This is a genomic window from Methanoculleus receptaculi (assembly GCF_033472595.1).
Classification (GTDB): Archaea; Halobacteriota; Methanomicrobia; order Methanomicrobiales; family Methanoculleaceae; genus Methanoculleus; species Methanoculleus receptaculi.
Window position 1 is genome coordinate 495,113 of record NZ_CP137642.1, and the last position, 13,529, is coordinate 508,641.

Genomic DNA, 13,529 nt, shown 5'->3' on the forward strand with positions numbered 1-13,529 from the left:
TCTTTAGAGTAATTGCTCTGGGGTAATCAGAACGATCCGGGCGAGTTTTTGCGTTTTGTCGCGATATTGGCGAAACTTTTCGAAACCTTTAATTAAATCATAAACAACTGTTAAATGAACCAAAAAGGTTTTGAACTTATGCTTCGGTGCATGGGCACCGGAGGAGGATGCTAAATGGAAGAGATCGTATTTGGCATCGGCATTACCGCATTGGCAGGCGCTCTTGCAACCATAGCCGGCGCTGCGGAAGACACTGAATCTGATATAGGATCACAGGGTGACCCGAACTCGCAGGTTCAGCTGGCTCCGCAGATGGGATACGTTCACCGCATATTTAACAAGGCAATTGCCGGTGAACCTCCCGCGTACGGCCTCTGGGTTGCTCTGGGTGCAGGCCTTGCCTGGGCATTCATGGCGATGCAGATAAACCCGATACTTGCAATCGTGCTCGGGAGCGCTCTCGCGGTCTTCGTGCAGGGTGTCTATGCGACAACCGCATACCTGGGGCGTACTGCAAGTCTCTCCAAGTTTGAACAGCCGGTCTACGTCGATATCCTGAAATCGATGACGACCGTGACCATGGCGCACGCGTTTGTAGCGATCTTTGCTACAGTCACGGTGTGTCACCTGATGAACAGCGCGCTCGGTCACCCCTTCCCGCTCCCGCTGCTGGGTCTTGTATGGGGTATCGCGCTTGGCGCGGCCGGATCTGCGACGGGTAACCCGTTCTATGGAAAGGAGCGGCAGTACCAGAATCAGGCTTTCGGTGCTGGTGTTCCGATTGCCGCGTCCGGCAACATTGTCCGCTACGCCGAGGCCGGTCAGCGGAACTCGATTGACAACGGTTTCTTCAGCGCCAAACTCGGTGGTCCGGCATCGGGCATCTGTTTTGGGCTGATCGTCTTCTTCGAACTCTGGCGCACTGTGGTATTTGAACCAGTCGCTGCCGGATGGGGTGCGATACTGGTCGGCGTTGTTGTGATTCTCATCTTTGCCATAATCGACCGCTACATCGAGGTCTGGGCAAGAAAGACCTTCGGTCCATACGTGGCGCCTGAGGAGGCATCGTCATGACCGCTCTCGGTGCACCTAAACAGACGGCGGGTGTTCAGCCGCCGACTGGTATGGGTATCGTTCTCAGTATAGTTCTCATCGTCATTGCGCTTGCACTTGCCTACCTCCTGCTGCAGATGGCCGGGCTGGTAGCTCTTATCGGCATCGTCATCGGCGGCGCCCTGGTCGCGTTCGGCGTCCACTTCGTCCCGGTCGGCGGCGCGCCTGCTGCAATGGGGCAATCACCCGGCATCACAACAGGTGTCGCGATGCTTGCTGCCGGTGCCGGTCTGGCCGGACTCTTTGCCGGTGCATGGGCTGCCCCGCTTGGACTTGCTATCGCTGTTGCCAGCGGTGCGATCGGTGGCGGGCTTCTGATGGCGATCACCTGTACGATGGTCAACATCATCTACGTCTTTGGCATGGGTATCCCGGCGGCTTCGGGTAAGGTCGCAAAGGATCCAATCACGGGCGACACCTTCCCCGAGTACAAGAGCCAGGGCACGGAGGGGCACGGCCTGCCGTTTGTCTCCTGGGTTGGCGGTGTCATCGGCGGTGCGCTTGGCGGTTTTGGTGGGACCCTCATCTATCTTGAGCTTCTGGGGGTTTACCAGGCTCAGCTGCCGGTACTTCTGGGCGCAACGGTCGAGCAGATCGCGCCTGTTGCGATCTCGCTTGCAGGCATCTTCGCTGTCGGCATGTTCCTGGTCAACGCTGTGCTTGCGGCATACAACATCACCGGTACCATTGAAGGGCCGCATGACCCCAAGTTCAAGCGGTTCCCGAGGGCGATCATCGCATCCGCCGTGGCATCCGCTGTTGCAGGCATCGTTGCACTCGGGCTGTTCCAACTACTGGGGGTATTCTAAATGACCGTAAAGGTTGAAGCAGGAGCAGGCGGCATCCCGCACAACAAGATCATGATCTACGGTCTTGTGGGTTCGCTCGTCTGTCTCTACCTGACGTACCTCAACACCTACTTGCAAGCGCCGTACCTCGCGTTTTTCGGCGGGCTTGCTGCTGTCGCTGCGCTCGTCTGGGGTGCTGACACGATCAAGCATCTCTGCAGTTATGGTCTGGGTACCGGTGTCCCGTCCGCGGGTATGATCGCGCTCGGCTCAGGTGTAATCGCCGCGCTATTCGGTGCGACGACCGGGCCACTGACGCCCATCGTTACGCTTATAGTCGCCGCGATCATCGGAGCGATCGCCGGATTGCTGGCCAATCATGTTGTCAGGATGGATATCCCGGCAATGGTATCTTCGCTGACAGAACTTGCGGTTATCGGCGCGATCACCGTGCTCGGTCTTGTGACGATGGCCTGTGGTACGTTTGAGTTCCTCGGTATGATCACCGGCACGATCACGTTCCTCGGGTTCACGATGCAGACCTACGAGATGTCTGTCATCGGCGGCGGCGTCATCGCCGCGATCTTCATGCTTGGCGCCATCGCCATCCAGCACGCGTTCAACGCCTGCCTCGGACCAGGGGAGAAGCAGGACAGGACGCTCATGCTCGCCGCGGAATGCGGGTTCCTGAGCATGATAACCGTCGCGATAATCTCGTTTGCGTTCATCGCGACCTACGCCGCTCTCCTGGCGCTTGTGATCTCTGTCATCGGGTGGCTCTACACCTACAAGCAATACATCGCCCTCTCGAAACGTGACGCATACGCCTGGCTTGACGCCAAGCCTATCATCGAACCAAAGGGAGGTGCCTGAGAATGGCTTACGTTCATGTGCTGCCAGAGTATGGACTGGTTGTCGACCCGATGATCGGTGTTGTCACCACAGTCGGTGTCTCATACACCCCCGTGCTCGAGCAGGTGGCTGAACTCGAGAAGATAACCGAGGACCTTGTTGGGATGCTCTCCGGAGAGGGCAGTTTCCTGTCTTCGTTCCCGAACCGGGAAGGTGTCCTCAAGATCGCTGGAGGCGTGACCGCATTCTGGTATGGCATGGCAATTGGTCTTCTGATTGCCGGTGTCGTTGTATTAGGACTGCTGTGAGGTGAATGAACATGGTTGAGAAGAAATCACCGGCCAGCGGATGGCCGATCGTCAAGGGCGACTTCCATGCGGGAGACCCGCAGAGTTGTGTCGCTGTCGTCACCATGGGTTCGCATCTCGACGAGCAGGGTATCTGCGATGCCGGAGCGGCAATCGCCGGGTCTTGCAAGACCGAGAACCTTGGTCTTGAGAAGGTCATTGCAAACGTCATCTCCAATCCCAACATCAGGTTTGTCCTCTGCTGCGGTACGGAGGTGAAGGGGCATCTTGCCGGGCAGAGTTTCATTGCTCTGCATGCGAATGGTGTCTCCGGCGGAAAGATCGTCGGTGCTCAGGGTGCCATTCCGTTCATCGAGAACCTTCCTGATGAGGCGATCAAGCGTTTCCAGGAACAGGTTGAGATCGTCAACATCATGGAGACGGAGGACCTGGCAACCATCAAGGCCAAGATCGAAGAACTTAAGGCGAGAGATCCGGGTGCCTTCCCCGCAGAGCCCATGATCGTCGAGGTCAAAGAGGCGGGCGCTGCTGCAGAGGAAGTGACCGGCGAGAGCCAGCCGCTTTCTGGCGAACTGGCACTGATACACGCACGGATGAAGGTTATCGAGCGGATGGTCACCGACATAGGCTATCGCAACAAGTTTGCGGCAGGTGTCTATGCAGGTAAGATCGAGGGGCTCATGATAGGTCTGATCGTCTCGTTTGTGATCCTGGGGTTCATCTTGCTGGGGTGATATAAATGGCAGAAGAAACTACAAAGGCAACTGGCCCCATCCGGATGACTGCAATCAACAGGATGATGGAATCCATCCGGTACAAGGCGCAGATCCTTGCCAGAACAAACAAGCTGGATTCAGGCATAATGGACTCGGGGATAGTCGGGTTTGCGATCGGGCTTGCCCTTGTCATGATCTTTATCCTGGTTCCTGCACTGCTGCTGGGAGGGATCTAACATGGTTGAGAAGAAATCACCGGCCAGCGGATGGCCGATCGTCAAGGGCGACTTCCATGCGGGAGACCCGCAGAGTTGCGTTGCCGTCGTCACCATGGGTTCGCATCTCGACGAGCAGGGTATCTGCGATGCCGGAGCGGCAATCGCCGGGTCTTGCAAGACCGAGAACCTTGGTCTTGAGAAGGTCATTGCAAACGTCATCTCCAATCCCAACATCAGGTTTGTCCTCTGCTGCGGTACGGAGGTGAAGGGGCATCTTGCCGGGCAGAGTTTCATTGCTCTGCATGCGAATGGTGTCTCCGGCGGAAAGATCGTCGGTGCTCAGGGTGCCATTCCGTTCATCGAGAACCTTCCTGATGAGGCGATCAAGCGTTTCCAGGAACAGGTTGAGATCGTCAACATCATGGAGACGGAGGACCTGGCAACCATCAAGGCCAAGATCGAAGAACTTACGGCGAGAGATCCGGGTGCCCTCCCCGCAGAGCCCATGATCGTCGAGGTCAAAGAGGCGGGTGCTGCGGCGGAAGTGGCTGTTGCAGGTGTAAACCCGCAGTTCCTCGAGATCGAGGAGAGGCTCGACGCCATCGAGGAGAAGATCGAGTTCGTGGATTCGGAGGTTGCCCAGCGCGTCGGAAGAAAGGTCGGGCGCGACATCGGTATCCTTTACGGACTGGTCGCAGGTTTGATTGTGTTCATGATGTTGCTGGTATTACTGCCCAAATTGGTTGAGTATCTGTAAGGAGGATTGACAAATATGTTCAAGTTCGAAAAAGAACAGGTGGTACACGACTTCAACGGTACCAAGCTCGGCGGGCAGCCTGGAGAGTACCCCACCGTGCTCGCTGCATCCATCTTCTACAACAAGCACGAGATTGTTCTGGATGACAAAACCGGAAAGATCGATAAAGAGACGGCAGAGGCTCTCTGGAACCGCTGCCAGGAACTCTCGGACATCACCGGGATTCCACACTTCATCCAGATCATCGCGGAGTACGGTGAGGCGTTTGAAAGCTATATCGACTGGTTCTGTGGCGTAGATGACAAGACCGCATTCCTGATGGACTCGTCCGTCCCGGCGGCGCTTGCACACGCGTGCGAATATGTCACACAGTCAGGCGTTGCGGATCGCGCGATCTACAACTCCATCAACGGTTCGATCTTGCCGGAGAACATGGAGGCGCTTGCAAAGAGTGATGTAAACGCAGCCATTGTCCTGGCCTTCAACCCTGCCGATCCATCGGTGGCCGGCCGTGAGAAGGTTCTGGTCGAGGGCGGCGTCGCCGGCCAGGAACTCGGGATGCTCGAGATCGCAGAGAAGTGCGGGATCACCCGCCCGATCCTTGATACCGCAGCAACCCCACTCGGTCTGGGATCCGGTGGTGCATACCGTGAGATCCTTGCCTGCAAGGCGATCCACGGTCTTCCGACCGGTGGTGCCTACCACAACATGACCGTTTCCTGGACGTGGCTGAAGCGTTGGAAGGGTACGAAGAAGGTCCCCTCGCAGCAGCTGGCCGGGCTCGAGGGCAAGGATGCGCTGGTCAAGCAGCTCCTGCACCACTATCTTGGTGGTCTGGATGGAGTGCGCCAGGCGGCCTGGTCTGCTCCCGATATAGGCTGCAACATGATCGCAAGCACACTCGGTGCGGATCTGATCATGTACGGCCCGATCGAGAACGTCGAGGCGATGATCACCGCCCAGGCCTACACCGACATTGTCATCATGGAAGCAGCGCGTGACCTAGGGATCGAGCCCCAGGCTGAGACCCATCCATTCTTTAAGCTAGTCTAAATCCACTTTTTTTTCTCTGGGTAGGGTAGTTCCTGCGGTTGAGTCTGTGGCCGGTACTGTCCATCGGGCAGAGAGTGTGGTGCTTGCACGTATGAAACACGACAGCCCTTCATATGATCTCCTCTTGGATGAGCTGGTGGAATAGCCGGGCAATGGGTGGGCTAAGGCGTGATCTGATCGTCCGCATTAACCTCTACACCTCTCAGAATATTCCAAAACTCCAAGATATTTGTATTTTCAGCGAATACGCTTTAGTATGTCTCTTGTTGATGATTTTGAGGACACTTTAACTTGCGTGGGTGAAGGGGGCGGAGCGGGAAGTCCCCGGTCGAGAGGAGAGGGGATGAAAGCGGAGCCGCCCTTCCTTCCTGCGATAGATATATTCCTCTTGAGTATTCTATTATCATTCACCCAACATGAGGTATAAACTTGATAGGTCTGCACATTCGGTACAGGTACATCAGGACAGGTAAGCCTCGATGCGCTGAAGGAGTATGTTGACCCGCAGATGGAGAAGTAAATGATCGTTTCCTACAAGTACCGGGTGTATCCAGACGCAACCGTGGAAACACGGCTGAACACTGCACTTGATACCTGTAGGTGGCTCTACAACAAACTTCTCGAAGAATGCAACACGGCACGAGAGAATGGAATCTCTCCGACGATGCGAGAAATGCAGGCGCGGATCGTCACGCTGAAAGAGGAGAATCCTGCACTCAAGGACGTATACTCTAAAGTGCTCCAGATGGTCAACTATACCCTCTGGAGCAACATCGCTGCACTCTCGCAGACAAAGAAGAGAGGACGGAAGATCGGCAAACTCCGATTCAAGAGTGCAGCCCGATACCGGACGCTCAATTATAATCCGTCGGTTTTCAAGATCGATCGCGAGCATAGTTCGATTACGTTCTCGAAGATCGGAACGATTCCGTTCAACATGCACCGACCCTACACCGGGAGGGTGAAGGGTGTCCTGATCACCCGTTCCGGCGATAGATGGTATGTGATCATTCAGACAGAGCAGGAGGTCTACAAGTCAAAGCGTGAAGGGCGTTCAGTCGGCATCGATCTCGGGTTGGATTCGTTTGCAGTCGATAGCGATGGCGCGGTGATAGAGAACCCCCGGTTCTATGAACATTCTCTGGGCAGGATCAAGAAGATCCAGCGGAGTCTTGCCCGGAAACAACGGTTCTCGAAAAACTGGAAGAAAGCAAAAGGGAAACTGGAGAAGGTCTATGATCATGTCACCAACCAGAAGAACGATTTCCTGCACAAACTCTCCCGTCAGTACGTTGACACCTATGCAACGATCTGTGTTGAAGACCTGAATATCAAGTATTTGAAAGAGAACGGCAAATCTCGCGGGATCCGGAGAAGTATCCACAGTGCGTCGTGGGGACGATTTTATTCTTACCTCTCGTACAAGGCTGAAAGTGCTGGTACGGAACTCGTCAAAGTCGATCCCCGCGACACGACACAGATGTGTTCGAACTGTGGAAGCATCGTGAAAAAGACGCTCTCCGAGAGAGTCCACGAATGCCCATACTGTGGGTTTGTTGCCGATAGAGATTACAATGCTGCGGTAAATATCCACCGCGTGGGGATGGAACAGCCCTTTGAGCCTGTGGAGCCAAGACCTCTACATCACATCTCTGTGGTGCAAGTGTTGGCCATGATAGCCGGGAAGCCCCGCCCGAGAGGCGCGGGGTAGTTCACTCCACTCCATCGGTCATCTTGGCTTTGTTGCTGGAGCCTACGACTCCCTGCAGAACGCTGACGTGTTCGATGCCGCCCTCCGAGGACCCGTCATCACCATCTCAGCCACTCCCAGATTCTCAAGGTCATGGTTCTCAACGGTCTTGGATTCATAAAACGCCGTCTCTACCTATTCCCCGAATTCTTTGATGGCATCGCGATTGAACGCCCCCTCGGAGAGGATATCCAGTGCAAACACCACACCGATGATGTGCTCGGTCGTAGATAGGCCGCCATCGCCGGCTGGATCGCAACTGTATGGGCAGCCGCTGACCAGATCGATCTCGGGGAGCACATCGGCAAGCCCCTGACAGCAGTGGACTTTGCGGTCCATTTCTCGCCACGGATGAGTAACGCCGCCGATGCCAGGGTTGACGGCGTTGAGAAGGAGTGTACGCTTCATCGTCTCTTGGCCGACGATGGCAGTGAACGGAAAGGACGTTCCTCCGTGCTGGATATAACATATAACATACTTTAGAATAGGATGCAATTAATGTTAAATAATCTCTTTTTTGTAGCAAAAGATGGGCGCAGTCCGGGCGTGGGCGGGCCTTGCCCACGCCCGGTAACGTGAGGTCTCAGAACTCTTCCGCGATGCCGTAACCGTATGACCGCAACGCCAGGCTCCCCTTCGTCTCAGGATATGCGGTGAGCATGAGCCCCCGCATCTCCAGGAACTCCTCAGCTGCGAGAATGGAGACCGGCTGGAGCAGTTCCTTCTCGCCAGGCTCCATCGACCAGGAGTGGATGTAGTAGATATCAGGAACCCCGTCCTCTTCGTGCAGGTAGAGGTCTTTGCCCCGCGCATATGCCCCGCCAGGCCTTCCCCGCGCTGCGTAGTATATGCAGGCATCGTGGTCGGTGTCAAGGAAGATCTCGACTTTCTCGGATCGAATGTATTTCTTCATGATCAATCACATTCGCCCCGCCACCGGCAGAGCGATTCGGCAGGCGCCGGCGATGAACTCCGGGAGCCCGGTGAGGTGGCCATGGCTTTTCGGTGTCCTGCAACCGCCCGTCGGGCAGAGATAGGACGGCGGGTATTATCTAATTTATCATTCTTAAGATTAAGTGCTACATCATCAAATATATATAACACCAATCCCCGACGGTCTCGCCATCCCGGTTTTTGCCGTCCGGTCAATCCCGGATCCGCTGTCATGCCGGGCAGTGCCCGGGGAAACATTCGATACGAGAAAAACCGGGTTTGTTGAACCCCTTCCCCGCCTGCGCCCGGCGATAGCGGTTCCCGGGCGCTGCGGTTCACCGGTCTATGTACCTGACGGTGCTCCTTGCTCCTGTTCTGGCGAACCATCGCTTAACCCGCGTAACAACATGACAGTGATTTCTTCCAGAAATTTAGATCTGATCCCGGACACGGCTTTCACGGGGCAATCACCACTCACTGCCCGCCTCTCATTGAGCGCCGGGTGGTGCGCTGGTCTACGAGAGATGTTTGATGGGGGCGATTTTGAGGGGTTCCAAAATTGTTCGTGCAAAAAAAGAACTTTTGCTCTCCTATTGCCGCTGCTCATGAGAGTTCAATATGTCCGGCGATCCTGAGTTTCCCGCCCTCGAGATAGTGGAGCACCGCCCTGTCATCCGGGAGGTAGACAAGGTCTTTCTCAAGCGCAAGCGTAAGCATCGGTCTTCGCCAGTCCCCGTCGTCCTGCACCGCCTCGACCCGCGCCGGTATGAACTGCATCCAGTGGCCGAGGTGGAGCACCATGCCGCGCGCAATAGGCGCCGGCCAGTACCTGACCAGGGTTGCCCGCGCTTTGAGTCCCGTCCCGACGCGGATGGCGGGATCAGTTGATAGGACGTAGCCGCGATCGAGGTCGCCGGACTCGATGTTCTTGAGCGCGAGCCCCACACGGTCGCCCTCTGCGGCCCAATCAAAGTCGTCATCGTGCTTCTGGATCGAGCGCACCGTGACCACGCGTTCTCCGGGATAGACCGTCATGGTATCGTGTTTCCTGATACCGCCCCGCACAACGCCGCCGAGGATGACTGTCCCTATTCCGCGGACGTTGAAGTGGTGATCTATGGTCACCGTTCCAGTGGCGCCTGGCTCTGGCGGGACGGGTCTACGGGCGTGCGCCCTGGCGATCAGCCGTTCACGAAGCGCTATAGGGTCGTCGTCGACGAACTCGTAGCCTTCGAGCACCGTCCCCCGGAGCAGCGGTGCAAGATCCGCAGGGGTGAGGTAGTTTTTGAGTATTATGCTGCCATGCTCCACCCCTGCCTCATCGAGCATGAGCACCCACTCCCCGAAGATCGCGGTGATCTCACTCACCACTACGAGGGCCTCGTCAGCCATCGACGCAGCGTAAAAGAGCGGAGCCAGGCGCTCCGGGTAGCGCGCAGGCTCGATTAAGGTGACGGTATCCTCGCCTTTCTTCAGGTTATAAAAGATGATATCGGACTCCGTGCCCTTCTTCCCGAGGTCCTTTGCGTAACCCGCGGGGCCGAGCACGGCAACATTCAGGTTGCCCATATGCCAGATCTCTTCGCTCTTGCGGGCTATGAGTTTTGCTCCATCCGGTTGGGATGGGCATACCCCCTTTCAACCCAAATAGATTTTTACAAAGTAAACTTAATTTTTATACCATACCTATGCGGAGGACGGCACCGCTAACCATCCTGGCACTCATCTGCGCCCTTATCATCAGCGCGGGCTGTGCAGTCACTCTCGGGCCCGCAGGCATCCCGCTTAAAACTCTCCTCTCTTCACCGAACACCTGGATGATCTTCTGGGACGTCCGTCTTCCCCGCGTCTTCACCGCGGCGCTGGTCGGTTGCGGGCTTGCCGTGGCGGGCACGACAATGCAGGGACTCTTCCGGAACCCCATGGCAGACCCGTACATCATCGGCACCTCCTCTGGGGGGGCGCTCGGGGCCACGATTGCAATCGTCCTCCTCGCCGGCAGCGGCCGTCCAGTACTCGCGTTCCTTGGGGCGATCGCCGCAACCTTCACCGTCTACTTCATCGCCCGGAGCGGCGGGAAGGTCCCGGTCGAGACGCTCCTCCTCTCCGGTGTCGCTCTCTCAACGCTTCTTTCAGCTCTCCTCTCCTTTTTGATGTATACCGCAGGGCGGAGCCTCCACCAGATCATGTTCTGGCTGATGGGCGGATTCTGGAACGTATCCTGGAACGACTTCTTCATATCTCTCCCCATCCTGATGGGGTGTGGAGGGATCTACCTCTTCGCACGGGACCTAAACGTTCTCTCATTGAACGAGGAGGATGCGATCCATCTCGGGGTGAACGTCGAGCAGGTGAAAGGGATCCTCCTTGCCCTGAGCGCGTTCGTGACAGGGATAGCCGTTGCAGTGGCTGGATCGATAGGGTTCATCGGGCTGATCACGCCGCATCTCATGCGTCTTATCGTCGGGCCAGACCACCGCCTCCTCATCCCGGCGGCCGCGCTTGCCGGGGCCATCCTCCTTCTCTGGTCAGACACCCTTACCCGGACGTTTACAAACGACATGCCGGTCGGGATCATAACCGCATGTTTCGGTGCACCTTTCTTCATATACCTCCTGCGGAGCCGGATGAGAGCATGAAACCTATCGAGATCATCGGTGTCGACGTATCCTACGGGGCAAAGAAGATCCTGGAGGAGATCTCGTTCCATGTAGATAAGGGCGAGATCCTCGGGATCATCGGACCGAACGGATCGGGGAAGACGACACTGCTCAGGGCGATGAGCCGGGTTGTTGCAAGGGACCGTGGGGAGATTCTTCTTGACAGCCACGACCTGGATACCCTGGGGCACCGTGAACTTGCGCGCCGGGTTGCGGTCGTCCCGCAGGACATATCGATTGGTTTCGACTACACGGTGCGTGATGTCGTCATGATGGGCAGGCACCCCCACATCGGGAGGCTTGCCTCCGAGACGGCACGGGACGTGGAGATCTGTGAGCGCGCCATGCGCCTTGCAAACGTCGCGCACCTGGCTGGCGCATCGGTGCACGATATCAGCGGTGGGGAGCGCCAGAGGGTGCTCATAGCCCGGGCGCTTGCACAGGAGCCAGAGATCCTCCTGCTCGACGAGGCGACATCGAACCTGGATGTCAGCCACCAGGTTGAGATCCTTAACATCATCCGTGACCTGGCCGGGGGTATCGCGGTGGTCAGCGTCTTCCACGACCTCAACCTGGCTGCGTACTACTGTGATCGACTGCTGCTCCTCAAAGACCGGAAGGTCTACGCCACCGGGGCGCCTGCGGACGTCCTCACATGCGAGAACATCCGCGAGATCTTCGGGATGGAGACGCTTGTCAGGCCACACCCTCTGACCGGGAGACCCTATGTCCTGCCGGTCTACACCAAAACCACGGGTGCCGGGGTGAACCGGCGGGTGCATCTCGTCTGCGGTGGGGGGACAGGGTCTGATATACTTTACCTGCTCCGTGCTGCGGGGTTCACGGTAACCTGCGGCGTCCTAAACGTCCTGGACACGGATTACGGAACGGCCGTGCACCTTGGTATCCCCGTCGTTGCAGAACCGCCGTTTCACGGCATAACCACGGCATCCCTTGCGGCCGTCAGGGAGTGGCTTGACCGGGCGGATGCCATCGTCGTGACGGCAATGCCTATAGGTCCCGGAAACCTCGACAACATTCGTGTGCTGCTCGATTACCCTGAAAAACCCCTCTTTCTCTACTCCGGGAACGGCAGCGTCCGGATGGAGGACTGCACCGGGGGCGAGGCGGATAAGGTTCTTGCGGAGATTGAGGCGCGGGGGGCGGTGAGGGTCGGGGGAGCGGAGGTTCTCATCACCCTCCTCTCGCAGCAGCAGATCGGTCGGGAGTGACCCCGCACCCGCTGCATTGGGTCGCCGGTCCGGGAAAATCATTACGCTCAATGGGAGTCTATTGATGGTTATGCGACCCATACGCCTGATACCTCCTGTATCGTTTCTCATACTGCTCTTGCTTCTCGCCGCTGCAGCGGGTGCTGTGCCTCCGACCCCCGGCGTGCCACCAGTAGCGATGGAAACGGCCGATGGCGGCCGAAGCGTAACGCTGACCGACGATCTCGGGGAGACCGTCGTCATAGAAGGAACCCCGCAGAGGATCGTATCGCTTGCGCCCTCCAACACCGAGATACTGTATGCCATCGGGCTTGAGGATCGTGTGGTCGCCGTCACCGACTACTGTGACTACCCTCCGGAAACAGCCGGTAAACCAACGGTTGGTGGGTTCAGCACGGTCAACATCGAGAAGGTGATCGTGATGAACCCGGATCTCATCCTTGCCGCGCCTGCCAATACGGAAGAGATCATCGATCGGCTGCGCTCGCTGGGGCTGACCGTTGTCACACTCGATCCCCAGGCGATCGAGGACGTTCTGCATGACATCGAGTTTCTCGGCAGGGTGACCGGCAATGAGGCGGAGGCCTCGGCGCTTGTCGACGAACTTCGGGCGCGCATCGATGCAGTGGTTGCAGGGACTGGAAACCTCACAGAACGCCCTTCTGTTGCCCATGTCATCTGGTATGACCCACTGTGGGTCAGCGGCAGTGATACGTTCCAGGACGAGGTCATAACGCTGGCCGGGGGGATGAATGCGTTTGGTTCGCTTGAAGGCTGGAGTATCGTAAGCCTCGAGGAGTTCATCACCACCGACCCCGATTGTATCCTGGTCAGTTCTGGCAGCGGTATGGGCCAGGAGGGTTACGATGCCGTCTACAACTACATCGTGAACGAACCCCGCCTCCAGAACCTTGATGCGGTCAGGGAAGGCCGCGTCTACGTCGTCGATGCCGATGTAGTCAGCCGCGGAGGGCCGAGGATCGTGGACGCGCTGGAAGAGGTGGCGGCCATTCTCCACGGGGAAACCCCGGCGCCGACCGTTCCGAAGACCACCAATGCGCCAGAGTCAGGGGGATTTGGTCTGATCCCGATCGTTTCTGCCCTGTTTGCTGTAATCCTGCTCTGGAGGGATCGGTAGGTTCGAAATAG

15 protein-coding genes and 1 pseudogene are annotated in these 13,529 nt (G+C 57.3%); 13 read left to right on the forward strand and 3 right to left on the reverse strand.

Features of this window, described 5'->3' with window-relative positions:
• Nucleotides 1-174 precede the first annotated feature (174 nt).
• From mtrE to R6Y96_RS10445, 10 genes and pseudogenes are all read left to right on the forward strand, one after another.
• Nucleotides 175-1,074 carry a tetrahydromethanopterin S-methyltransferase subunit E gene (gene mtrE, locus R6Y96_RS02655; RefSeq protein ID WP_318621972.1) on the forward strand — a complete coding sequence of 300 codons (900 nt, stop codon included), beginning with the start codon at nucleotides 175-177 and terminating at the stop codon, nucleotides 1,072-1,074.
• Entirely contained in the window at nucleotides 1,071-1,922 is an 852-nt protein-coding gene (gene mtrD, locus R6Y96_RS02660) for a tetrahydromethanopterin S-methyltransferase subunit D (protein ID WP_318621974.1), read from the forward strand. The genes mtrE and mtrD overlap by 4 nt, the downstream gene beginning before the upstream one ends.
• Entirely contained in the window at nucleotides 1,923-2,774 is an 852-nt protein-coding gene (gene mtrC, locus R6Y96_RS02665; RefSeq protein WP_214021873.1) for a tetrahydromethanopterin S-methyltransferase subunit MtrC, read from the forward strand. It begins immediately after the preceding gene.
• Nucleotides 2,775-2,776: 2 nt separating this feature from the next.
• Nucleotides 2,777-3,061 carry a tetrahydromethanopterin S-methyltransferase subunit MtrB gene (mtrB, locus tag R6Y96_RS02670; RefSeq protein ID WP_318621975.1) on the forward strand — a complete coding sequence of 95 codons (285 nt, stop codon included), beginning with the start codon at nucleotides 2,777-2,779 and terminating at the stop codon, nucleotides 3,059-3,061.
• A gap of 11 nt (nucleotides 3,062-3,072) precedes the next feature.
• Complete coding sequence (gene mtrA, locus R6Y96_RS02675; RefSeq protein WP_318621977.1) at nucleotides 3,073-3,795, forward strand: tetrahydromethanopterin S-methyltransferase subunit A; 723 nt, start codon at nucleotides 3,073-3,075, stop codon at nucleotides 3,793-3,795.
• 5 nt (nucleotides 3,796-3,800) lie between these two features.
• Entirely contained in the window at nucleotides 3,801-4,013 is a 213-nt protein-coding gene (locus R6Y96_RS02680; RefSeq protein WP_318621979.1) for a tetrahydromethanopterin S-methyltransferase subunit F, read from the forward strand.
• A gap of 1 nt (nucleotide 4,014) precedes the next feature.
• Nucleotides 4,015-4,752 carry a tetrahydromethanopterin S-methyltransferase subunit A gene (mtrA, locus tag R6Y96_RS02685; protein WP_318621981.1) on the forward strand — a complete coding sequence of 246 codons (738 nt, stop codon included), beginning with the start codon at nucleotides 4,015-4,017 and terminating at the stop codon, nucleotides 4,750-4,752.
• 15 nt (nucleotides 4,753-4,767) lie between these two features.
• A complete protein-coding gene (mtrH, locus tag R6Y96_RS02690; protein WP_318621982.1) occupies nucleotides 4,768-5,805 on the forward strand; it encodes a tetrahydromethanopterin S-methyltransferase subunit H in 1,038 nt (345 codons plus the stop codon).
• A gap of 520 nt (nucleotides 5,806-6,325) precedes the next feature.
• On the forward strand, nucleotides 6,326-7,516 hold the full coding sequence (locus tag R6Y96_RS02695; RefSeq protein WP_318621983.1) for an RNA-guided endonuclease InsQ/TnpB family protein: 1,191 nt from the start codon (nucleotides 6,326-6,328) through the stop codon (nucleotides 7,514-7,516).
• Nucleotides 7,517-7,529: 13 nt separating this feature from the next.
• Nucleotides 7,530-7,783 (forward strand): annotated as a pseudogene (locus R6Y96_RS10445) (DUF4277 domain-containing protein); the annotation flags it as partial.
• Here the strand turns inward: R6Y96_RS10445 and R6Y96_RS10450 are convergent.
• From R6Y96_RS10450 to R6Y96_RS02710, 3 genes are all read right to left on the reverse strand, one after another.
• Nucleotides 7,691-7,963, reverse strand: coding sequence for a hypothetical protein (locus tag R6Y96_RS10450; RefSeq protein ID WP_449814449.1), 273 nt, complete (start codon nucleotides 7,961-7,963; stop codon nucleotides 7,691-7,693). The pseudogene R6Y96_RS10445 and the gene R6Y96_RS10450 sit on opposite strands and share 93 nt — an antisense overlap.
• Nucleotides 7,964-8,138: 175 nt before the next feature.
• Entirely contained in the window at nucleotides 8,139-8,468 is a 330-nt protein-coding gene (locus R6Y96_RS02705; protein WP_318621985.1) for a hypothetical protein, read from the reverse strand.
• A 623-nt stretch (nucleotides 8,469-9,091) separates the two neighbouring features.
• Nucleotides 9,092-10,057: an EF-Tu/IF-2/RF-3 family GTPase gene (locus R6Y96_RS02710; RefSeq protein WP_318621986.1), complete on the reverse strand. Its 966-nt coding sequence runs from the start codon at nucleotides 10,055-10,057 to the stop codon at nucleotides 9,092-9,094.
• 119 nt (nucleotides 10,058-10,176) lie between these two features.
• Here R6Y96_RS02710 and R6Y96_RS02715 point away from each other — a divergent pair, with 119 nt between their 5' ends.
• The 3 genes from R6Y96_RS02715 (at nucleotide 10,177) to R6Y96_RS02725 (ending at nucleotide 13,518) form a co-directional block, all read left to right on the forward strand.
• On the forward strand, nucleotides 10,177-11,127 hold the full coding sequence (locus tag R6Y96_RS02715; protein ID WP_318621988.1) for a FecCD family ABC transporter permease: 951 nt from the start codon (nucleotides 10,177-10,179) through the stop codon (nucleotides 11,125-11,127).
• Complete coding sequence (locus R6Y96_RS02720; RefSeq protein ID WP_318621989.1) at nucleotides 11,124-12,380, forward strand: ABC transporter ATP-binding protein; 1,257 nt, start codon at nucleotides 11,124-11,126, stop codon at nucleotides 12,378-12,380. Before R6Y96_RS02715 ends, R6Y96_RS02720 begins: the two co-directional genes overlap by 4 nt.
• Nucleotides 12,381-12,450: 70 nt before the next feature.
• Nucleotides 12,451-13,518 (forward strand): ABC transporter substrate-binding protein, encoded by a 1,068-nt coding sequence (locus R6Y96_RS02725; RefSeq protein ID WP_318621991.1) that lies wholly within the window; start codon nucleotides 12,451-12,453, stop codon nucleotides 13,516-13,518.
• Nucleotides 13,519-13,529 lie beyond the last annotated feature (11 nt).

Excerpts from the sequence above, each read along its gene's own strand:
- mtrC (WP_214021873.1), top strand. The coding sequence starts at position 1,923 with ATGACCGTAAAGGTTGAAGCAGGAGCAGGCGGCATCCCGCACAACAAG.
- mtrE (WP_318621972.1), top strand. The coding sequence starts at position 175 with ATGGAAGAGATCGTATTTGGCATCGGCATTACCGCATTGGCAGGCGCT.
- mtrA (WP_318621977.1), top strand. The coding sequence starts at position 3,073 with ATGGTTGAGAAGAAATCACCGGCCAGCGGATGGCCGATCGTCAAGGGC.
- R6Y96_RS02695 (WP_318621983.1), top strand. The coding sequence starts at position 6,326 with ATGATCGTTTCCTACAAGTACCGGGTGTATCCAGACGCAACCGTGGAA.
- R6Y96_RS02720 (WP_318621989.1), top strand. The coding sequence starts at position 11,124 with ATGAAACCTATCGAGATCATCGGTGTCGACGTATCCTACGGGGCAAAG.
- R6Y96_RS02725 (WP_318621991.1), top strand. The coding sequence starts at position 12,451 with ATGCGACCCATACGCCTGATACCTCCTGTATCGTTTCTCATACTGCTC.
- R6Y96_RS02710 (WP_318621986.1), bottom strand. The coding sequence starts at position 10,057 with ATGGGCAACCTGAATGTTGCCGTGCTCGGCCCCGCGGGTTACGCAAAG.
- R6Y96_RS02680 (WP_318621979.1), top strand. The coding sequence starts at position 3,801 with ATGGCAGAAGAAACTACAAAGGCAACTGGCCCCATCCGGATGACTGCA.
- R6Y96_RS10450 (WP_449814449.1), bottom strand. The coding sequence starts at position 7,963 with ATGAAGCGTACACTCCTTCTCAACGCCGTCAACCCTGGCATCGGCGGC.
- mtrA (WP_318621981.1), top strand. The coding sequence starts at position 4,015 with ATGGTTGAGAAGAAATCACCGGCCAGCGGATGGCCGATCGTCAAGGGC.
- R6Y96_RS02705 (WP_318621985.1), bottom strand. The coding sequence starts at position 8,468 with ATGAAGAAATACATTCGATCCGAGAAAGTCGAGATCTTCCTTGACACC.
- mtrH (WP_318621982.1), top strand. The coding sequence starts at position 4,768 with ATGTTCAAGTTCGAAAAAGAACAGGTGGTACACGACTTCAACGGTACC.
- mtrD (WP_318621974.1), top strand. The coding sequence starts at position 1,071 with ATGACCGCTCTCGGTGCACCTAAACAGACGGCGGGTGTTCAGCCGCCG.
- R6Y96_RS02715 (WP_318621988.1), top strand. The coding sequence starts at position 10,177 with ATGCGGAGGACGGCACCGCTAACCATCCTGGCACTCATCTGCGCCCTT.
- mtrB (WP_318621975.1), top strand. The coding sequence starts at position 2,777 with ATGGCTTACGTTCATGTGCTGCCAGAGTATGGACTGGTTGTCGACCCG.